The following is a 19574-nucleotide window of genomic DNA, read 5'->3' as shown; positions in this document are numbered from 1 at the left end:
CTCCTTTGCTCTCCGTTGAGCTGAAGACTCGATGTCCGGGTGATCAGTCGAGCGCGTCGACCGGGGCGAGAACGGTGACGCTGAGCGGTGCCGCGAGCAAGTCCGGAAGCTGGGCGCGGTAGTTCTTGTAATGCGCTGACGCGCGATGCGCCTCCAGCGCGGACGAGTCCTCGTAGCACTCGAGGAGCACCAATTCCGCATTGTCCCCCTGGGCAGCGAACAGGTTGTAGAAGCGGCACCCCGCCTCGCCGCGGGTCGGAGCCACCATCCCTTCCAGCAGTTCCCGCAGCCGGCCTGCGGCTTCGGACGTCGGGGTGAAGCGGGCGATCACGGTCACGGGGCTCTCGTCGGCCATGGCGTCTCTCCAGTCGGTCGGTCGGGGCGCCTCTTGCGTCCCTATGGGTAATACGTTATAAAACGTCTTATGCAAGGAGTCAAGGCTGAGACGCGGGTCGCCTGCCCGGCGCCTGGTCCCGGCGGCAGGTCGCGGCGCGGAGAGTGGCCGCTGCCGGGTTCAATACGACTTATGACATCCTCCGAAAACTCCGAACCGCGCCTCGACCTGACGGAAGCCGACCTGCGGATCCAGCGCGGTCGCACCTCGGCCACGGCACAGCTGGCCGAACAGATCAAGGCGTCGATCGTCAAGCAGCAATTGCCCCCGGGCGCGCGACTGCCCACCGAGAAGGAGCTGATCGCGGAGTCCGGTCTGAGCCGGATCACCGTCCGCGCCGCGGTGGGCGCCCTCGAGCGGGAGGGCTGGGTCGTGCGCAGGCAAGGGCTGGGCACGTTCGTGTCCGAACCGCTGGACCAGGAGCTGTCGTCCGGGGTCCGCACGATCACGGAGGTCCTGCTCGACCGCGGCGTCACCCCGCAGATCGAGGTGCTGAGCTTCGGAGTCGAGCCCGCGTCGCCGTATGTCGCGCGGACGCTGGGGGAGCGCGAGGTGCTCACTGTCCGCCGCCGCTACGGCGACGGCGAGCAACCCGTGGCGTTGGTGACGATCCACCTCCCGACCCGGGTGCTCGACGCCGCCGAGCCGTTGCGTTCGGCCGAACCGGCCACCGAGACCACCTACACGATGTGGGAGCAGCGGCTGGGCACGCGCATCGCGGAGGCCCGGCACGAGATCCACGCCGCGGGCGCGTCCGCGGACGTCGCGGCGGCGCTGGGCGTCGACGAGGGCGCACCGGTCCTCGTCCTCGACCGCGTCAGCTTCGACCACGACAACCGCCCGCTGGAGGTCGTGGTCTTCCACTACCGGCCGGACCGCTACGGCTTCGCGGTGACGCTTCCCCGCGTCGTCGCGAACGGGACGGTCGGCATGACCGAGAGAACAGAAAGGTTGGATCCATGACGAAAGCCGATCCCGGCACGCCGGGGCGCGCCGGCGGGGACGGCCCGCACGTCGGGCTGATCCTCGCCCTCACCATCCGCGGCCTGTCCGTGGGCAACTACCCGGACATGACCCGCGTAGCGCAGGCAGCGGAGTCCCACGGCTTCGACTCTGTGTGGCTCTGCGACCACTTCCTGACTCTCAGCCCCGACGACTACGTCCGCGACGCCGGGATCGCCGACGACGTCAGCGGTGCCGCGCCCGCGGCGCAGGGTCCGTCGTCGATCCCGCTCCTGGAGTGCTGGACGGCGCTGTCGGCGTTGTCGCGCGACACGACTTCGCTGCGCCTGGGCACCAGCGTGCTGTGCAACTCGTACCGCCATCCCGCCGTCCTCGCCAAGATGGCCGCGACCCTCGACGTGATCTCGGGCGGGCGCGTGGACCTGGGGCTGGGAGCGGGCTGGTTCCAGCAGGAGTTCGAGGCGTACGGGATCCCGTTCCCGCCGACCGGTGACCGCGTCTCGGCGCTCGCCGAGTCGCTGCAGGTGATGCGCAGCGTCTGGACCGAGGCCAACCCCCGGTTCAGCGGCGGCTTCTACACGATCGACGGTGCGATCTGCGACCCGCCGCCCGTCCAGAAGCCGCATCCGCCGCTGTGGATCGGCGGCGAGGGACTGCGGGTCAGCCGCATCGCCGTCCGGCACGCGAACGGCGTCAACGTCCGGTGGTGGCCCGCCGAAAAATGCGCTGAGCGCCGGGAATTGCTCGACCGGGAGTGCGAGGCGATCGATCGCGATCCCTCGACCCTCGAGCTGTCGGTGACGACGCTGCTCGCCCCCACCGAGTCGCCCGCGGTCCAGCAGCAGCTGCGCGCGCGGTTCAAGTCGATCCCGGAGAGCGGCCTCATCACCGGCTCCGCCGAGTCCTGCGTCGAGCAGATCCGCGACTACCAGGCCGCGGGGATCGGCCACTTCCTGTTCACCGTCCCGGACGTGGCCGGCTCCGACTATCTCGACGTAGTGGGCGAGCAGATCCTTCCGCACCTCGGCACCGCCCAGACCTCCGCGCACACCCGCTGAAAGCGAGCCGCACGATGACCTCCGACGTGACCGCCCGGACGACCGGGACCGAGTACCTGCGACCGACCGAGTACATCGACTCCGACCACCCGACCGTCGTCGAGACCGCGCGCCGGATCACCGAAGGCGCCACGACCGACGTCGAGCGTCTCGGCCGCATCTACCACCATGTCCGCGACTTGCCCTACGACATCCTCGCCTCGTTCCGGTACCTCGCGAAGGGGCAGACGGCAGCAAGTGACGTCCTCGAGAACGGCGTCGCGTTCTGCATGGGCAAGGCCAGCTCGTTCGTCGCGCTGGCCCGCGCCGCCGGCATCCCGGCGCGCGTCGCCTTCCAGGCACTGGACGCCCCCGAGATGGAGTTCCTCTCGCCCGAGGTCCGCGTGCTGTGGGGCGGGCCGGTCGGACGTCCGCTGCCGTGGCACTCGCTCGGCGAGGCGTTCGTCAACGGGCGGTGGGTCAAGCTCGACGCCACGATCGATGCGCCCACCGCGGCCAAACTCGGCAAGCCGTACGCGGTCGACTACGACGGCCGTACCGACATCCCCACTGTCGAGGGCCCGGTCCTGCGGGAGAACGGCAGCTACGCCGACTACCCCGCCGAGGTCGCGGACTGGTACCTGCGCGTGGCCCGCGAGGTGCTCGACGCGCTCGAGTCGACCGCCGCGCACGAGCGCGTCGCCGCCGACGACGTGCTGTGGAGCGGGCCGGATCCCGAACTCGTCAGCCGTCAGGCCGTCGCCTGACCTTCCCCCTCCCGGGGTGGCGCGGCGTCCAGGCCGTGCCGCCCCGATCCCGCCGCGCTCGCGCGCCGAATCGAGAAGGACACCCGCGATGTCCGTTCGCCAGATCACCTCCGTCAACCCCGCGACCGAAGAGGTCCTGGGTCGCTTCGACCCGCACACCCCGGACCAGATCGAGGCGGCCCTCGCCCGGGCAACCGGCGCGGCTGCCCGGTGGCGGTCCGCTCCGATCGAGGTCCGCGCCGAGCACCTGCGCCGAGCCGCGGCCGTCCTGCGCGCCGACCGGGACCGGCTCGCCACGCTGATCACCGAGGAAATGGGCAAGCCCATCGCCGAGGCGGAAGCCGAGGTGGAGAAGTCCGCTTGGTGCTGCGAGTACTACGCTGAGCACGGCCCGGCGATGCTCGCCCGCGAGCCGGTCGAGACCGCCGCCGCGCGCAGCCACATCGCCTACGAGCCGCTGGGCCTGGTGCTCGCGGTGATGCCGTGGAACTTCCCGCTGTGGCAGGTGTTCCGGTTCGCGCCGCCCGCACTGCTGGCGGGCAACGGCGCGGTGCTGAAGCACGCGTCGAACGTCCCGCGCTGCGCTCTCGCGATCGCCGAGATCTGGGAGCGAGCCGGTTGCCCGGCCGGGCTCTTCACCACGCTGCTGGCCGGTCCGGACGCCGTGCCGGGCCTGGTCGCAGACGACCGCGTCCACGCCCTGACCCTCACCGGCTCGACCGAAGTCGGCGCGCAGGTCGCGGCGATGGCCGCCGCGCACCTCAAACCGCAGGTGCTCGAACTCGGCGGCTCCGACCCGTTCATCGTCCTGGCGGACGCCGACATCCCCGCCGCCGCGGCCGCCGCCGTCACGGCGCGGACGCTCAACTCCGGACAGAGCTGCATCTCGGGCAAGCGCTTCATCGTCGAGGACGCCGTCGCCGAGGAGTTCACCGAGGCGTTCGCCGCGGGCGTCGCCGCGCTGACCGTCGGCGACCCCTTCGACCGCGACGTGCGGGTCGGCCCGCTGGCCAGGGAGAGCATCCGCGCGGACCTGCTCGACCAGGTGCGCCGCAGCGTCTCGGCGGGTGCCAGGCTCGTCACCGGCGGCACCGCGCCGGAGGGACGGGGCTTCTATTTCCGGCCCGCCGTCCTCGACAACGTCACCTCCGAGATGGCCGTGGCGGCCGAGGAGACCTTCGGACCGGTCGCCGCGGTCGTCCGGGCGAAGGACGCGTCCGACGCCGTCGCCGTCGCCAACGCCACCGAGTTCGGTCTCGGTGCGGCCCTGTGGACGTCCGACCTCGACCGCGCGGACCTCCTCGTGCCCCGAATCGACGCAGGCGCGGTGTTTGTCAACGGCATCGTCGCGTCCGACCCGCGCCTGCCCTTCGGCGGCATCAAGCGCAGCGGCTACGGCCGTGAACTGGGTGTCTTCGGGATCCGGCAGTTCACCAACGTCAAGAGCGTCTGGGTCGGACCCGCGCGGAACGGCCAGGACCACCCGCTCAGCGAATGAACCACCAGTCCGAGATCGAAGGAGCTCCCATGACATCCCCTCAGGTCGCGTCACGGCTCGACGGGCCGCCCCAGCGCGTCGCCATCGTCGGCGGCACCGGGGCGCTCGGGCTCGGACTCGCGACGCGGTGGGCGCACGCCGGTGTCGAGGTCCGCATCGGTTCCCGCCGCGCGGACGCCGCGCAAGCCGTTGCCGCGCAGCTGCCAAGAGCATCCGGCGGCGAGAACGCCGTGATGATCGACGGAGCGCCGGTCGTCGTCATCGCGGTCCCGTTCAGCGCCCACGTCGAGACACTGCGGTCCCTGGCCAAGGTCATCCAACCGGGGCAGCTGCTGATCGACACGACCGCGCCGATGGTGGCAGGGCGCAGGGGCCTGCGGCCCATCACGCCGTGGGCGGGCTCAGCTGCCGAACAGGCCCAAGACCTGCTCCCAACCGGCGTTTCGGTTGTCTCCGCGATGCAGACGGTCAGCGCCGCTGCCCTGCAGGATCTCCGACAGCGCCTCGACGAGGACGTCTTGATCTGCGGCGACCAGAGCGCCGACAAGGCGGTCGCCGCCAGCCTCATCGAAAGCATCCGCGGATTGCGCGCGGTCGACTGCGGTCCCTTGGACCTGAGCGGTGTCTGCGAACGGATCACCGCGTTGCTGGTCGGCGTCAACCGGCGCTACAAGACGCACGCCGGAATCCGGCTCACCGGACTGCCCGTCACATCGGCGGACGCGAGTCTCGGTCGCCCCGCGTGATCCCTGCCGGTGCGCTTTGCCGACGATCCGCACGACGTTGGACAGAAATTGCGGCCAGAATTGACCACGGCGCGATCCGGCTGATTGTCAGGCCAGTTCCAGGAAGATGCCGTCCTCGGATTCGTCGCCACCGGGGCCATGCGCGCGGATGATCCCGACGATCTCGTCGAACAGTGTCGGGCCATCGCGACGCTCTGCCGCGGCGATCCGGGCCGCGATGGTCGAGCGGTTCGATGGATGGCAGGTGAGGAGAAGCTGGTTCAGCCGCTCGATCGCCGCGTCGTAACCGAGTGCGACACGAGACGCATTCGAGTTGAGCCATCGCAGGATCCAGCCGCCCTCGGGCGTGCCGAAGCCGCCTCGGAGTACGTCGTTGAAGGCGTCGAGATTCCCGTGCCAGGTGTAGTTGTCGAGGAGGCGAGAGAACTCGCGGGTGAATCCGGCGAAGTCGGAGAAGTTGGCTCCGTCGATGACTAGCACGGGAAGGTCGTCGCCACGGCTGGTCATGGTGCCAGCATGTCACGATCCGACCGGACTTACTGGCCGCCGTTGATCCTGGCGGCGGCGAACGCCGCAGCCTCGCCCGCCTTGAGGGAGTAGCTGAGGTGGGCGAGGATGTTCGTCCCGTCCGGGCGGCAGATCGGGTCCCCGGCCGCGCAGAATTCCTTGGTCCGGTCCTGGTATTCGCCGGTGATGTGCTTGCCGAGCTTGGCGATCGGTGGTCCGAAGGTCAGCAGCGCGGCCACCCGGGGGGCGACCTCCGGCGGGAGGGTCGCGACGATGGGGCCGCCGACGAGGGCCCCGTCGCTGCTGATGCCCACGGAGTTCGCCACGACGTTCGCGCCCTGCGAATATCCGACGAGCACGAACCGCTGGTTCCCGCACGCGGCGGCCTGGCTGGTGACGTGGTCGACGAGGTCCTGGTTTCCCCGCGAAGCGGAATCGGGCTGCAGACTGGCCGGATACGCGACGGCGTAGGAGCTCACGGACTTCCCGGGAAGGCTGGCTCGCAAGGCGGCGAAGACCGGGCCGCCGACGATCACCCCGAGAGTGCCGGGTTCGCCGGTGCCCCGCGCGACGACGACGTCTACGTCGGTGCAGGCGGCGGCTCCGGCCGGGGGACTGGCGAGGAGCGGGATGCCGGTGCTCGCGAGGAGGGCTGCGAACAGGCCGGCGGGACGGGCAAAGCGCATCCGGATCACCTTTTCTCAAGATCGCGACGGTGCGAACGCACGGAGTCTGGCGGCGCCGCCGCCCGGCCCGCATCGGCGATTCTGCGCAGGCGCGCAAAAATACGTAGTTTCGACGACGCACCCGGACGATGCCGGCGGCGACGATCCGGACATGCTCACCGAGGAGCCGGCCGCGCAGGCAGTGCTGGACGAGGTCCGCTGGCGGCTGCCGGGGTCCGCGCGGCTGCTCGACCGCGGTGCGACGCGGTTCCTCGCGTTCGTCCTGGGCTGCACGCCGACCGGCGTTGCCCCGTTGGGCGCCGGGGCATTCCGTGCGCTCGGCGCTGCGGAGATGCGGGCAACGGGCGATCTCGACCGGCTGCATCGCGCGCTCACCGCGGGCGCCCGCCGAGCGCTGCCGGTGCTTGTCCGTTCGGCCGACTTCGCCGGAGCCGTCGAACGCTTGCTGGCCGGGGTCGACGCCCTCGCGCGGCTGGCCTCCGAAGGCGCGCGTGCCGCCGCCGCGGGCGATCGCGGGCGTGCCCGGGCCCGGCTGCTCGCCGAACTCGGCAAAGCTCGGCCGGCGGCGCTCGACGAGCTTGCCCGGCAGGCGGGCTGGCGGCTCCCGGACACCGTCGTCGCGGTGGCCCTCGACGTCGGCGAGCTGCGAACCGTGGACGGCGTGCTGTGCGAATCGCGCGGGCCGGAACCGTGGGCGGTCCTGCCCGCCGCGGTTCCGGTGCCGGACTTCGGGGTCCGCGCCGCGATCGGACCCGAGGTCGCCCCGGAGGACACCGCGAGGTCGTTGCGCTGGGCTCGCCGCACCCTGAGCCTGCTTCGCCGCGGCGTGCTCCCGGACACGCGCGCCGTGCGCTGGGACGACCACCTCACCACGCACTGGTTGCTCGCCGACGATGTCCTGCGCTCCGCGCTGGAAACGAGCAGCCTCGCGCCGCTCGAAGTCCTCACGCGCACGGCACGGGAGCGGGCGGCGGAGACCTTGCTCGCCTTTCTCACCACGAGCGGCAGCGCCCCGGAGATCGCCGGGATCCTGGGCGTGCACCCGCAGACGGTCAGGAACCGCCTGCGGACCCTGACCACGCTCTTCGGCGACCGGCTCCACGATCCGGAGGAGCGGTTCGGCCTCGAGATTTCGCTGCGGGCGCGCAAGCTCCGGCCGGCCGGGTGACCAGCCGCGCGGAAAGAAGACCAGGCCCGGGAGACCGCGGGCGCCGCTCCGTCGCCGAATCAGTGCACATCCGAAGGTCCGCGGCGGTGCGACCACAGCTGACGTGCTAATCGCACCCCGGGCGAATGGGCTGCCGGACCCGGTCCTCCCGCGTGGACAACGGCCGCGGGTTTCGATCAAATGGGCGGGACCTGGACAGCTGCGGGAGTGGGAGCGATGGCGGACAGCGCGGCCGGGACGGCGGAGCTGACGAGTTACGTCGGGCGCGCCGACGCCGGCGAGGAGGTGCGGCGGCTGCTCGGCGAGTACCGGCTGGTCACCCTGACCGGGCCGGGCGGCGTGGGGAAGACCCGGCTGGCCGGGAGAGCTGCCAGTGCGTTCACCCGGGCGTTCCCGGACGGCGTCGCGATCGTTCCGCTCGGCGAGTTGCAGGACGCGAGCCTGCTCGCGCAGGCCGTCGCCGACGGCCTCGGCTTGCACGACACGGCCGACCGCAGCGCACAGGACGCGGTGCTGGCCTACTTGCGCGAGCGGCAGCTCCTCCTCTTGCTGGACAACTGCGAACACCTCGTCGACGGGTGCGCCGCGTTCGCCGCCATGCTTCTGCGCCGCTGTTCGAATCTGGTGATCCTGGCGACCAGCCGGTGTTCGCTCGACATCGCGGGGGAGTGCGTGCTGCCGATCGCCCCGCTGGCCGTTCCCGGCGATGATGTCGCGGGCCCGGACGAGGCGCTGGCCTCCGACGCCGTCCGGTTGTTCGCGGACCGGGCCTCGGCGGTGGTGCCGTCCTTCCGGCTCACCGAGAGCAACACCCGGGACGTGGCGAGCGTGTGCCGGCAGCTGGACGGCCTTCCCCTGGCCATCGAACTCGCCGCGGCCCGCCTGCGCACGTTGTCGCCGCGGCAGATCGCGGAGCGGCTCGGGGAGAGCCTGACGCTGCTGACCGGCGGCGCCCGGACGCTTCCTGACCGGCATCGCACTCTGCGCGCCGCCGTCGAGTGGAGCTATTCCTTGTGCGACGGCGCCGAACGTGCGGTGTGGGAGCGCTGTTCGGTGTTCGCGGGCCCGTTCGACTTGTCCGCTGCCGAGGAACTCGCCGAGACCCGCGGTGCCGACGATGGTCCCGCGCTGGACCGGGCGGCGGTGCTGGACGCCGTCGACGGCCTCGTCGGCAAGTCGGTCCTGATGCGCGTCGACGGCGAGACCCGGATGCGCTACCGGATGCTGCACGTACTGCGCGAGTTCGGGCAGGAGCGGCTGGCCGCTTCCGGAACGTCCGAGTTGTTCGCGCGCCGGCACCGCGACCATCACGACCGGTTGCTCGAGCAGGCCGGCGAGGAGTGGTTCGGGCCGGGGCAGGACGACTGGCTCGCCCGGCTGTCGGAGTCGCACGCCGACATCCGCGCCGCCCTGTCGTGGTCCCTGCGAACATCCGAGGACGCACTGGTCGCGTTGCGGATGTCGACCTGCCTGGTCGAATACTGGGCGGCACGCGGCGCCGCCCGGGAACTGCGGGAGTGGATCGACCGCTCGCTGTCGGCGGTCGCGCCCGACGCGCCGGGCCGGGCGCGGGGGCAGGCCATCGCGGCCTTGTGCGCGGCGCTGCACGCGGACGTGCCGCGGGCGCGTCAGCGGCTCGATTTGGCGGCGGCCGCCGAGGACGACGACGCGGCGCCTTTCGTCGCCCACGCCGAAGCCTTCGTGGCGATGCTCGTGGTCGAACCGGGCGTCCTGGAACACGCCGCCGAGGCGGTGCGGATGTTCGGCGAACGAGGCGACCCGCGCCGGCAGATGCATCCGATGTTCCTCCAGGGAATCGCCATGGCGTACCGGGGCGATCTCGCCGGGGCCAGGGACCTGCTGGGGCGGATGCGGGGGATGTGCACGGAGGCGGGAGACAAGCGGTATCGCTCGATGGCGTTGTTCGGGTTGGGCGTCGTCGAGGTCTGGCTGGGCGGGGACCTCGACGCCGGAGAGCGCGCGCTGCGGGAGGCGCTGCACATCGATCTGCAAGGCCCCGATGTGCTGTCGGCCGCCTACCGGGTCGACGGACTCGCCTGGGTCGCGGCGAAACGAGGGGACGCGCTGCGGGCCGCGGGCTTGTTCGGCACCGCCGCCGCGCTGTGGGAGCGATGCGGCAGCGAACCGGACGTCGCGGTGGCCATGCCGCACCGGGAAATGGTCAAAGCAACCCGCGACGCGCTCAGCGACGCCGACTTCGACACCGCGTTCGCCGCCGGGAAACAGCGGAACCCGCGGCACATCCTGGCTGCTGCCGACCCGACGCGCCCTGAACCCGGCCCGGCGTCATCCGGCCGCCCTCCGGCGCTCGCACCCTTGACCCGGCGCGAATCGGAGATCGCCCGGCTGGTCGCGGCAGGGCTGAGCAACCGCGAGATCGCCGCGCGGCTGGTCATCGCGCAGCGCACTGCCGAGACTCATCTCCAGCACATCATGAACAAGCTCGATCTCGGCAATCGGACCCAAGTCGCGATCTGGGTGAACGCGAAGCGGTCCTGATCGCGGATGACCGGCTGGGTTCCGAGACCGCGCACGTGGTCCCCGCGCGGTCCGTGATTTCCGAGGCCCTGCTTTCGGCCTTCCGCCCCCAGGGCCCGGTCCGGCGAGCGGTCGAAGACTCCGGGGCCTCCGAACCTTGCCCTCAAGCATCGAGATCTCGACACCGTCGAGTCGATCGGTCGCGAACGCTGCCTGAACTGCTGGTCAAACGAGTATGGACAGTCTGTACCTAACGGGTGTTAGGATCAGGCCCTGGACGCATCGTCGACAAGGAAGTCAGCACCGTGCCAGTCACCTCGCGCACGCACAGCGTTTCGTCGGCACCGCATCGCGTGACCGAGATTCGCGAGTTGTTCCTGAGCCACGCCACCGATGATCTCTCGCGGCTCCGTCCGGTGGTCGCCCGTTCATGGCAGCGCAGCCGTGCCGCGGGGGTCGACGCGCAGGTCGACCGCGGTTACCACGACGAAGGGCGGGTCGACGAGCGCACCATCCTCGCTGCCGAGCCGCACTTGCGGAAGCTTGACGACGTCGCGGCGGACATCGGCGGGCACGTGAGCCTGAGTTCGCCGAACGGCGTGCTGGTCAATCCCGGTTTCCTGCGGGGCGACGCGGATTTCCCGCCCGGTTACTCGCTGCTGGAAGCGAGCTGCGGAAGCAACGGCGAAGGGGTCGCGCTGGAAGAGGGGCGCGGGGTCTGGCTCGCGCCCGAGGAGCACTTCCGCGAGGACATGCGCGGCAACTGGTGCTTCGCCTCGCTTGTGCGGGATCCGTTTCACAACCGGGTCCGCGCGGTGGTCGGGCTGACCTTGCCCGCCGCCAAAGTGCAGGGTCTCGAGCCGTCGTCGACGTTGCTGACGCTGGAAGGGATCGCGTCGCGGATCGAGCGCGATCTCGAGACACGGATGTCGTCGCGCGAGCGCACGCTCCTTCGCGAGTATCTCACCGTGTCGCGTCGCCGGGGGAAAGCTGCTGTCTTCGTGACCGACGGCAAGCATTCGTTCATGAACGCCGCGGCGACGTCGTCCTTGGACGGTGCTGATCTTTCCGTCCTCACCGGCTATGCCACGGGCGTGATGTCGTCGGGACAGGGTTCGAACGTGGAGGTGATGCTGACCGGTTTCGGACCGGCGAGCATCGAGGTTTCGCCAGTGGAGCTGCCCGGCGCGGGTTTTGGCGCTGTCGCGGTCGTGCGTCCCCAACTCGTGCGCCGGGCACGGATGCACGGGGATCCGGTGGTTTCGGCACCGGAGATTTCCTCGTCCGCTGACCAGTTTCCGCAGGGCATCGACGGACAGAGCATGTCGTTGCGGCGGACGGTCAGCTCGGCGCGGACCGCGGTCGAGCAGCGCCGGTCCGTGGCTGTTCTCGGAGAACCGGGCAGCGGCAAAGCGCGGTTGGTCGAGGCGATCGCCGGGGCTCTCGACGGCGTGATCATCCGCATCGACGCACGGGACGCGAACGCCAGCGCCCGGATCAGGGAGGCGATCGCCGGGCCCGGCTCTGTCTTCTGCATCGCGCACGCTGACGAACTCAAACTCTCCGACGCACGCGACGTCGCCGCGCGGCTGCGAGGCAGTGCGCGCGACACCGCGATCATCACTGCCGCGAACGGCACGGACGCTGTTCGCGCGATCGCCGACGCCGGCGGGGCGCTCGAGGTCGTGCTCGCTCCGCTGCGGAGGCGTCGGGAAGACATTCCCTTGCTGGCCCGGGCGATCGCGAGGGAGAACGGCGATCGCCGGCTTTCGCGGAAGCTGGTCGCGACCCTCACCAACTCCGATTGGCCGGGCAACACCGCCCAGTTGCGCCAAGTGGTCTCGGACGCGATCAGGCGATCCCGGGGGATCGAGGTCGGCGAGAACGATCTGCCCGAGGACTTCCACCGCCTGCTGACCAAGGGGCGGTTGTCGCGCTTGGAGGACGCGGAACTGGTCGAGATCCGCAGTGCGCTGCGCGAGGCGAAAGGCAACCGGCGGCTTGCCGCCGAGATCCTCGAAATCGGGCGTTCCACTTTCTACCGCCGCATGGACTATTTCCGGAATCGGGGTTTCGACCTCTGACCGGACTCTGACCGGACGGCGAAACGGCCTGGCCCCACGGGGATCCGGGCCGTTTCGCCGTGCCCGGACACGACCTGGCGAAGTGTGTCGATCTGGGACGGAAAAGCGCGCTCGCGCCGGACTTTAATCGGGTGACGACGAGGTCCCGAAGCGAACAGGACGGCACGACATGAACAGCGACGAGCCGGGAACCATTCTGGTGGCCCCGCACCATTTCCCGGATCTGGATCGCGAGCACGCGCTCGCCGGCGAACTCGGCTACGAACTCGTGGCGGCGGCTGACGGAGACGCGTTCCGCGCGGGGCTGCCCGACGCCGAGGTCGTCATGGTCACGCCCTACGCACGGCTCACCGCCGAGGAATTCCCGGTCATGAAGAAGTGCCGCGCGGTGATCCGCTACGGCATGGGCTACGACAACATCGACGTGCAAGCCGCCGCGGCGGCGGGCATCCCGGTTTCGATCGTCCCGGGCACGGCGTCGGAAGAGGTCGCGTCGCATGCCTTCGCGATGGGCTTGGCGCTCGCGCGCCGGCTTCCCGCGGGAGACGCCGCTATCCGTGATTCCGGCTGGGCCGGGGTCATCGGTTACGACACCCCGGTGCTCTCGCAGCTCGACGTCGGAGTCGTGGGCCTCGGCCGGATCGGTCAGCACGTGGCGCGGATGTACTCCGCGGTCGGCGCGCGCGTACGCGGCTACGACCCGTTCATCACCGACGGTCCGGTCGAACTCAGCGACCTGAAGCACCTGCTCGAGAACTCCGACGTCGTCTCGTTGCATCTCCCGCTGAACGACGACACGCGGAACTTGGTGTCCGCGGACGTGCTCGCGCGGATGCGCAAGGGCGCCGTGGTCGTGAACGTCTCGCGTGGCGGGCTGATCGACGAGGCAGCGCTCGCTGCGGCACTGGAGTCGGGCCACCTCGCCGGCGCCGGCATCGACACCTTTTCGCAGGAGCCGGTCGCTGCCGACAATCCTCTGCGGTCCGCGCCCAACGCGATTCTCACGCCGCACATCGCCTGGCGTTCCAACCGTTCGACCGGGGCGCTGCAGGACGGCGCGGTCGAACGAGCGCGGTTCGCGCTCACCGGGCGCCCTCTCATCGACCTCGTGAACTGAAGAAGGGGTAAGACTGACGTGTCGACGAACACTCAGACCAGTCGGGTCACCGGCAGCGCTCCGATGGTGGATCCGCACCTGCGCCGGGGCCCGCGCGGCTTTCCGCTCCTGCCGGGAGGCTACGGCCGATCCACGTACTACACCGGCGCTCCGAGCCCGTACGCCGTTCGCGGCCAGGGCTGCCGGGTGTGGGACGACCGCGGCCGCGAGCTGATCGACGCGAACAACAACTTCACCTCGCTCATCCACGGCAACGCCCACCCGGAGATCACGGAAGCGGCGACCAAAGCGCTGTCGTCGGGAGCGAGCTGGGGCATTCCGAACCTCTACGAGTGGGAGCTGGCCGATCTGCTGCTGTCCCGGCTGCCCGACCTCGACCAGGTGCGGTTCGCGAACTCCGGCACCGAGGCCGTCATGTCGGCCATCCGGATCGCGCGGGGCAGCACCGGCCGCGAGCGCGTGATCGTGACCAAGGGCGGCTATCACGGCACGTCGGAGGTCGCTCTCGCCGCCGGCGGCCCGGCCAACACCCGCGGTGTGCCCCGGGGGGTCACCGACGACGTCACGCGAGTTCCGCTGAACGACACCGAATTCCTCCGCCAGGCGATCGAATCGGCGCCGGACGCCTACGCGGCGATCATCCTCGACCTGTTGCCGAATCGCGCGGGGTTGCTGCGCATCTCCGAAGATTTCGTGACCACAGCGCGAGAGCTCGCGACTCGCTACGGGATCGTCCTGATCATCGACGAGGTCATCAGCCTCCGGCTCGGCCCGCACGGCCTGAGCGGCGAGTACGGCGTTTCGCCCGATCTCCTGACGACCGGGAAGACGATCGGCGGGGGATTCGCGGTCGGCGCGGTCGCCGGTCTCGGCGAGCTGATGTCCGAAGTGGACCCGACGCGGCCGGGAAGCCTGCCGCACGGAGGAACTTTCTCCGGAAACCCGGTCAGCATGGCGGCCGGCGCCGCGGCGCTGCGCATCTACAGCGAGTCGGAAGTGAAGCGGCTGAACAGCCTCGGAGACGCCGCGCGCGAATCGGTCCAGGCCCGCGTCGCGGACGTTGGCTGGGAGGTGCGCGGCCAAGGCTCACTGCTCCGTGCCGTTCCCGCGGGCACCGAGAAGGTCGACGCGGAGACGCAACACCGGCTCTGGTGGGAGTCCTACGACCGCGGGCTGCTGGGCTCGCCGGCGAACCTGCTGTCGCTGTCGACCCCGATGGACAAGACGGTTGCCGACGAGATCGCGGACCGCCTCGCGGACGCCGTGCTCGCCGTCGCTGCCGGCGGGCGGAACTGAGAGGGCGGAAGCGATGCGAATGGTGTCCTATCGCGACGGGAGCGACACGCGAGGCGGGGTGCTCCTCGACGACGCGGTGTTCGACCTGGAGGGTTTGCTGAAGGCGGCCGGTGCGCTGCCGGTGTCGTCCGTCCGGGATTTTTTGTCCTTGCACGGCAACGAAATCGAGGCGTTCTCGATCAGCGTGGCGGGCTTGGTCGAGCGGAACCCGAGCACTCGGGTCGGCCCCCGCACCGAGGTGCGGTTGACCACCCCTGTGCCGGACCCGGCGAAGGTGCTCTGCGTCGGCTTGAACTACCAGGACCACGTCGCCGAGACCGGTCGCGCGCTGCCGGAATACCCCGACGTGTTCGTGAAGTTCGCGACGACTCTCGTCGGACCCGAGGACGGGATCCAGGGCGCCGACGTCAGCGCGAACCTGGACTTCGAAGGCGAGGTAGCCGCGGTCATCGGCCGCGCGGCGCGGCACGTGCCGGAAGAAGACGCACTCGGCTACGTGGCCGGGCTCGCCCCGCTGAACGACATCTCGGCCCGCGACCTGCAGTACCGCGGTACACAGTGGACAGCGGGCAAGACCGTCGACCGCTCCACCCCGTGGGGCCCGGCGTTCGTCACCCTCGACGAGATCGGCGACCCGCAGGCACTCGAACTCGTGACCCGCGTCAACGGCGTGGAGATGCAGCACTCCAACACCCGGCACCAGATCTTCCCGATCGCCCGGATCGTCTCGTACCTGTCCGGTTTCCTCACGCTCGAGCCGGGTGACGTGATCGCGACCGGCACCCCGCAAGGAATCGGCGCGAAGCGCACTCCGCCGATCTGGCTGAAGCCCGGCGACACAGTCGAGATCGACGTGGAACGCGTCGGCGTCCTCAGCAACCAGGTCGCCTGACTCCGCCGCGGCTACATCGCATCCACCCGCAGCCCAGACAGACATGGAAGAAAGATGACCGACGCTCAGAAGCATTCCAGCGGTCACGGAACGAGGTACCGCATCGCCGTCGACACCGGCGGCACGTTCACCGACGTGGTCGTCGGCTCCGACCGCGGCGAAATGGCCGCCGGGAAGGCGCTCACCACCTACGACCGGGTGTTCACCGGCTTCGAGGCCGCGGTACGCCGTGCTGCCGGGTCCGTCGGCTGGGACGGCGACGAAGTGCTGCGCGACGCCGACGTGATCGTCTACGGCACCACGCATGCCACCAACGCCGTGCTCACCGGCAAAGTCGCCAAGACCGCGCTGCTCGTCACCGACGGTTTCGCCGACACCCTTCTGCTGCGCGAAGGCGGCCGCCGAGACGCCTTCGACTCGAAAGCCGCCTACCCCGGCCCGTACATCCCTCGTCGGCTGACGTATGAGATCCGGGAGCGGGTCACCGCCGAGGGCGACGTGCTGGTGCCCCTTGACGAGGAGCAGGTACGCAGCGTTCTGGCGACCCTGGCCGACGAGGGCGTCGAGGCGGTCGCCGTGTCGTTCCTCTGGTCGATCGTGAACGACGCGCACGAGACCCGGCTCGCCGAGTTGATCGAAGAGATCCTTCCGGGCGTTCCCTACACGCTTTCGCACCGGGCCAACCCGACGATCCGCGAGTACCGTCGGTCGTCCGCCGCCTCCATCGACGCGTCGCTCAAGCCCCTGATGGCTGATCATCTGGGCAAGCTGCGCGCCGATCTCGTGGAATCCGGGTTCGGGGGAGACCTGCTGGTCGTCACCTCCGAGGGTGCCGTGCTCGACGTCGCCGACGTGCTCGACCGGCCCGTGCTGCTGCTCAACTCGGGTCCGTCGATGGCCCCGCTCGTCGGCGCGGCGGCGGCGCCCGATCAAGAGACCGTCGTCGTCTGCGACATGGGCGGCACGACCTTCGACGTCTCGCTCGTCGAGCGGGGAGTGGTGCGCCACACCCGGGAAGCGTGGCTCGGCGAGCCCTTCGTCGGCCACCTCACCGGCCTGTCCTCGGTCGCGGTTTCGAGCATCGGAGCAGGCGGCGGCAGCATCGCCTGGATCGACGGCGGCGGCCTGCTGCGCGTCGGCCCGCAAAGCGCGCGCAGCGATCCCGGACCCGCGGCATACGGACGCGGCGGGAAGGAGCCGACCGTCACCGACGCGTGCGTCGTCCTCGGCTACCTCGACGCCAGCGGCTTCGAGGGCGGATTCACCCTCAACCGGGACGCCTCCGTCAGCGCGATCGAGTCGCGGATCGCCGGCCCGCTCGCCATGACCGTTCAGCAGGCGGCGCAAGCGATCCTCGACGTCTCGGCCAACCACATGGCGACGGCGATCCGGCAGGCCTCCCTCGAACAGGGCGTCGACCCGCGAGGCGCGCTCATCGTCGCCGGAGGCGGTGCCGGCGCGATGGTCGCCGCGGCGATCGGAGTGCTGCTGGAAGCCGACACGGTCCTCATCCCGGCGACCGCCGGGGTGCTCGCGGCGTACGGCGCCCATCGCGCGCCGATCGCCACCGAGTTCCTCTCCCCGCTGCACAACGACACCCGCGCGTTCGATTCGGAGTCGGCGACGCGGGCCATCAAGGAGATCAGCGCGAAAGCCGCCGAGTTCGCAGCGCGTTTCGACCGTGTCGGCAGCGAGCCCGAGGTCACCTACTTCGTCGACGCCCGCTATCCCGGGCAGGCGTGGGATTTGCGCGTGCACCTCGACGGAGTGCCCGAAGCCGCAGGCGAGGCAGCCGAGACCATCGAGCGCGCCTTCCACACCGAGCATGACCGCCGCAACGGCACCCACGACGCACAAAGCCGCGTCGAGATCATCACCTGGGGCGTGCGCGTCGAAGTGCCGCGGCCGGAACAGCTCAAAGACACCGTCGCCGCGACCGGATCGCCCGAGTCGCATCGCGTCGATCCGATCACCTTCGGCGGCACGAAGTTCGAGACGATCCGCTACCGCGGCGTGACGCTCGGACCCGGCGACAAGATCGCCGGTCCGGCGGTGATCGACCAGCCCACGACGACCGTCGTCGTGCCGCCGGAGTGGGACGCGACCCTCGACGACCGCTCCAACATCTACCTGACGCGCAAGGAGGCGTGACGTGCCACGCGAATTCGATCCAGTGAAGCTCGCGGTGCTGGCGAACGCCTTCGACGGCATCGTCCGCGAGATGACCAGCGGGCTGCTCCGGTCCGCACGGTCCTCGGTGATCAACACGGCACGGGATTTCTCCTGCGCCGTGCTGACCGCGGACAACCAGCTGCTCGCCGCCGCCGAAGGCGTGCCGGTGCACGTGTTCGGAGCCGGACCGCTCGGCGAGGACATGGTCGCGCTGCACGACGACATCCGCGAGGGCGACGCGTTCCTGCACAACGACCCGTATCTGGGCAACTCGCACGCGGCCGACCACTGCATTCTCGTGCCGATTTTCGTCGAGGGACGGCACTTGTTCACCGCGGTCACCAAGGCGCACCAGGCCGACTGCGGCAACGCCCTTCCGACGACGTTCTACGCGACCGCTCGCGACGTCTACGAGGAAGGCGCGCTGATCTTCCCCTGCGTGCGGATCCAGCGCGACTATGCCGACGTCGACGACATCATCCGGATGTGCCGTTCCCGGATCCGCGTGCCCGACCAGTGGTACGGCGACTACCTCGCGTCCGTCGGCGCGTCGCGCATCGCGGAACGGCGCACCCAGGAACTCGCGGCGAAGTTCGGCGCGGACACGCTCGTCGAGTTCGTCGACGCCTGGTTCGACTACTCGGAGCGTCTCGCGACGAGTGCGGTCGAGACCCTGCCGGAGCGCGTGCTCACCGGCTCGACAACCCACGATCCCTTCCCCGGCACCGGCCCCGACGGCGTTCCCGTCAAGGCCACGATCTCGGTCAAGCCCACCGAAGGCCGCGTCACGATCGACCTTCGCGACAACCCCGACAACCTGCCGAACGGGCTCAACCTGACGCGGGCGACGGCGACCGGGGCAGCGCTGGCCGGGATCCTTTCTGGACTCCCGGAGTCCTTGCCCAGCAACGCGGGCACGTTCCGGCGCTTCGAGGTGCTCCTGCGCGAGGGCTGCGCGGTCGGCGTGGCGAAGCACCCCTACTCGTGCTCGTCGGGCACGACGAACCTGGCGGACCGGGTCGTCAACATCGTCCAGTCGGCGTTCTCGCAGATCGAGGACGGGTACGGCACCGCCGAGGGCGCGACCGGCCAGGCGCCGGCGAAGTCCGTGATCTCGGGCATCGACGAGCGGACCGGAAACGCCTACGTGAACCAGATCCTGGTCGGCGGCGTCGGCGGTCCGGCGACCCCGTATGTCGACGGCTGGCCGACCTACCAGCGTCCCGTTTGCGGCGCCCTGCTGTACCACGACAGCGTCGAGGTCGACGAGCAGCGCTACCCGATCCTGGTGCACGAACGCGTGCTCGTCGCGGATTCAGGCGGCGCCGGCCGGCAGCGCGGGGGACTCGCGTCGCGCGTCACGATCGAGGCCCGCGACGACGACGTGACCCTCACCTACGGGATCGAAAGCAAGTTCAACCCGCCCAAGGGTGTCCGCGGCGGGGCAGACGGAGCCGTTCCGAAGGCCTGGGTCGAAGCCCTCGACGGCAATCGCAAGGAGATCCCGGTTGTCGGCCGCTACGACATGGCGCGCGGCGAGAAGGTCGTGTCGATCACGCCGGGCGGCGGCGGTTACGGCGATCCGCTCGACCGGGCATCGACAGCCGTGCTCGACGACCTCAGCGAAGGCCGCGTCACCCCGGAAGCGGCGCTCGCCGTGTACGGCGTCGTGATCACCGGCGGCCTCATCGACGACGCTGCGACGCGGAAGCTTCGCAACGAGCGTCGCAACCCGGAAGCGAAGTGAG

16 protein-coding genes are annotated in these 19574 nt (G+C 70.3%); 13 read left to right on the top strand and 3 right to left on the bottom strand.

Annotated features, from left to right (window positions below; translation table 11 throughout):
- Positions 1-43 precede the first annotated feature (43 nt).
- Complete coding sequence (locus tag WA670_RS31805) at positions 44-355, bottom strand: putative quinol monooxygenase (protein WP_336159801.1); 312 nt, start codon at positions 353-355, stop codon at positions 44-46.
- A gap of 171 nt (positions 356-526) precedes the next feature.
- Here WA670_RS31805 and WA670_RS31800 point away from each other — a divergent pair, with 171 nt between their 5' ends.
- From WA670_RS31800 to npdG, 5 genes are all read left to right on the top strand, one after another.
- The gene (locus WA670_RS31800; RefSeq protein ID WP_336159800.1) at positions 527-1357 is read left to right on the top strand and encodes a GntR family transcriptional regulator; all 831 of its coding nucleotides are present in this window, start codon (positions 527-529) and stop codon (positions 1355-1357) included.
- Complete coding sequence (locus WA670_RS31795) at positions 1354-2415, top strand: TIGR03619 family F420-dependent LLM class oxidoreductase (protein WP_336159798.1); 1062 nt, start codon at positions 1354-1356, stop codon at positions 2413-2415. Before WA670_RS31800 ends, WA670_RS31795 begins: the two co-directional genes overlap by 4 nt.
- Positions 2416-2429: 14 nt before the next feature.
- Complete coding sequence (locus tag WA670_RS31790; protein ID WP_336159796.1) at positions 2430-3161, top strand: transglutaminase-like domain-containing protein; 732 nt, start codon at positions 2430-2432, stop codon at positions 3159-3161.
- A gap of 88 nt (positions 3162-3249) precedes the next feature.
- Positions 3250-4659: an NAD-dependent succinate-semialdehyde dehydrogenase gene (locus tag WA670_RS31785; protein ID WP_336159794.1), complete on the top strand. Its 1410-nt coding sequence runs from the start codon at positions 3250-3252 to the stop codon at positions 4657-4659.
- A 29-nt stretch (positions 4660-4688) separates the two neighbouring features.
- Positions 4689-5405, top strand: coding sequence for an NADPH-dependent F420 reductase (npdG, locus tag WA670_RS31780; RefSeq protein ID WP_336159792.1), 717 nt, complete (start codon positions 4689-4691; stop codon positions 5403-5405).
- 87 nt (positions 5406-5492) lie between these two features.
- Here npdG and WA670_RS31775 read toward each other — a convergent pair whose 3' ends face one another.
- Positions 5493-5912, bottom strand: a complete 420-nt coding sequence (locus WA670_RS31775; RefSeq protein WP_336159791.1) for a barstar family protein — start codon at positions 5910-5912, stop codon at positions 5493-5495.
- 29 nt (positions 5913-5941) lie between these two features.
- The gene (locus WA670_RS31770; RefSeq protein ID WP_336159789.1) at positions 5942-6598 is read right to left on the bottom strand and encodes a cutinase family protein; all 657 of its coding nucleotides are present in this window, start codon (positions 6596-6598) and stop codon (positions 5942-5944) included.
- Between the two features lie 151 nt (positions 6599-6749).
- On the opposite strand from WA670_RS31770, the gene WA670_RS31765 reads away from it, so the two are divergent.
- From WA670_RS31765 to WA670_RS31730, 8 genes are all read left to right on the top strand, one after another.
- Positions 6750-7766: a helix-turn-helix domain-containing protein gene (locus WA670_RS31765; protein ID WP_336159787.1), complete on the top strand. Its 1017-nt coding sequence runs from the start codon at positions 6750-6752 to the stop codon at positions 7764-7766.
- Between the two features lie 216 nt (positions 7767-7982).
- Positions 7983-10286 (top strand): ATP-binding protein, encoded by a 2304-nt coding sequence (locus WA670_RS31760; protein WP_336159785.1) that lies wholly within the window; start codon positions 7983-7985, stop codon positions 10284-10286.
- A gap of 284 nt (positions 10287-10570) precedes the next feature.
- Complete coding sequence (locus WA670_RS31755) at positions 10571-12349, top strand: sigma-54-dependent Fis family transcriptional regulator (protein ID WP_336159783.1); 1779 nt, start codon at positions 10571-10573, stop codon at positions 12347-12349.
- A gap of 169 nt (positions 12350-12518) precedes the next feature.
- Positions 12519-13466 (top strand): C-terminal binding protein, encoded by a 948-nt coding sequence (locus WA670_RS31750; protein WP_238606345.1) that lies wholly within the window; start codon positions 12519-12521, stop codon positions 13464-13466.
- Positions 13467-13484: 18 nt separating this feature from the next.
- On the top strand, positions 13485-14762 hold the full coding sequence (locus tag WA670_RS31745; RefSeq protein WP_336159781.1) for an aspartate aminotransferase family protein: 1278 nt from the start codon (positions 13485-13487) through the stop codon (positions 14760-14762).
- 13 nt (positions 14763-14775) lie between these two features.
- Positions 14776-15654 (top strand): fumarylacetoacetate hydrolase family protein, encoded by an 879-nt coding sequence (locus tag WA670_RS31740; RefSeq protein ID WP_336159780.1) that lies wholly within the window; start codon positions 14776-14778, stop codon positions 15652-15654.
- Positions 15655-15708: 54 nt separating this feature from the next.
- Entirely contained in the window at positions 15709-17805 is a 2097-nt protein-coding gene (locus WA670_RS31735; RefSeq protein WP_336159778.1) for a hydantoinase/oxoprolinase family protein, read from the top strand.
- A gap of 1 nt (position 17806) precedes the next feature.
- Positions 17807-19573, top strand: a complete 1767-nt coding sequence (locus tag WA670_RS31730) for a hydantoinase B/oxoprolinase family protein (protein ID WP_037806075.1) — start codon at positions 17807-17809, stop codon at positions 19571-19573.
- Position 19574: the final 1 nt, after the last annotated feature.

Source organism: Amycolatopsis sp. VC5-11 (assembly GCF_037034185.1).
Lineage (GTDB): Bacteria > Actinomycetota > Actinomycetes > Mycobacteriales > Pseudonocardiaceae > Amycolatopsis > Amycolatopsis nivea.
Note: the sequence above shows the minus strand (reverse complement) of the source record. Positions and strands in the feature narration are given on the sequence as shown.

Excerpts from the sequence above, each read along its gene's own strand:
- WA670_RS31805 (WP_336159801.1), bottom strand. The coding sequence starts at position 355 with ATGGCCGACGAGAGCCCCGTGACCGTGATCGCCCGCTTCACCCCGACG.
- WA670_RS31800 (WP_336159800.1), top strand. The coding sequence starts at position 527 with ATGACATCCTCCGAAAACTCCGAACCGCGCCTCGACCTGACGGAAGCC.
- WA670_RS31795 (WP_336159798.1), top strand. The coding sequence starts at position 1,354 with ATGACGAAAGCCGATCCCGGCACGCCGGGGCGCGCCGGCGGGGACGGC.
- WA670_RS31790 (WP_336159796.1), top strand. The coding sequence starts at position 2,430 with ATGACCTCCGACGTGACCGCCCGGACGACCGGGACCGAGTACCTGCGA.
- WA670_RS31785 (WP_336159794.1), top strand. The coding sequence starts at position 3,250 with ATGTCCGTTCGCCAGATCACCTCCGTCAACCCCGCGACCGAAGAGGTC.
- npdG (WP_336159792.1), top strand. The coding sequence starts at position 4,689 with ATGACATCCCCTCAGGTCGCGTCACGGCTCGACGGGCCGCCCCAGCGC.
- WA670_RS31775 (WP_336159791.1), bottom strand. The coding sequence starts at position 5,912 with ATGACCAGCCGTGGCGACGACCTTCCCGTGCTAGTCATCGACGGAGCC.
- WA670_RS31770 (WP_336159789.1), bottom strand. The coding sequence starts at position 6,598 with ATGCGCTTTGCCCGTCCCGCCGGCCTGTTCGCAGCCCTCCTCGCGAGC.
- WA670_RS31765 (WP_336159787.1), top strand. The coding sequence starts at position 6,750 with ATGCTCACCGAGGAGCCGGCCGCGCAGGCAGTGCTGGACGAGGTCCGC.
- WA670_RS31760 (WP_336159785.1), top strand. The coding sequence starts at position 7,983 with ATGGCGGACAGCGCGGCCGGGACGGCGGAGCTGACGAGTTACGTCGGG.
- WA670_RS31750 (WP_238606345.1), top strand. The coding sequence starts at position 12,519 with ATGAACAGCGACGAGCCGGGAACCATTCTGGTGGCCCCGCACCATTTC.
- WA670_RS31740 (WP_336159780.1), top strand. The coding sequence starts at position 14,776 with ATGCGAATGGTGTCCTATCGCGACGGGAGCGACACGCGAGGCGGGGTG.
- WA670_RS31735 (WP_336159778.1), top strand. The coding sequence starts at position 15,709 with ATGACCGACGCTCAGAAGCATTCCAGCGGTCACGGAACGAGGTACCGC.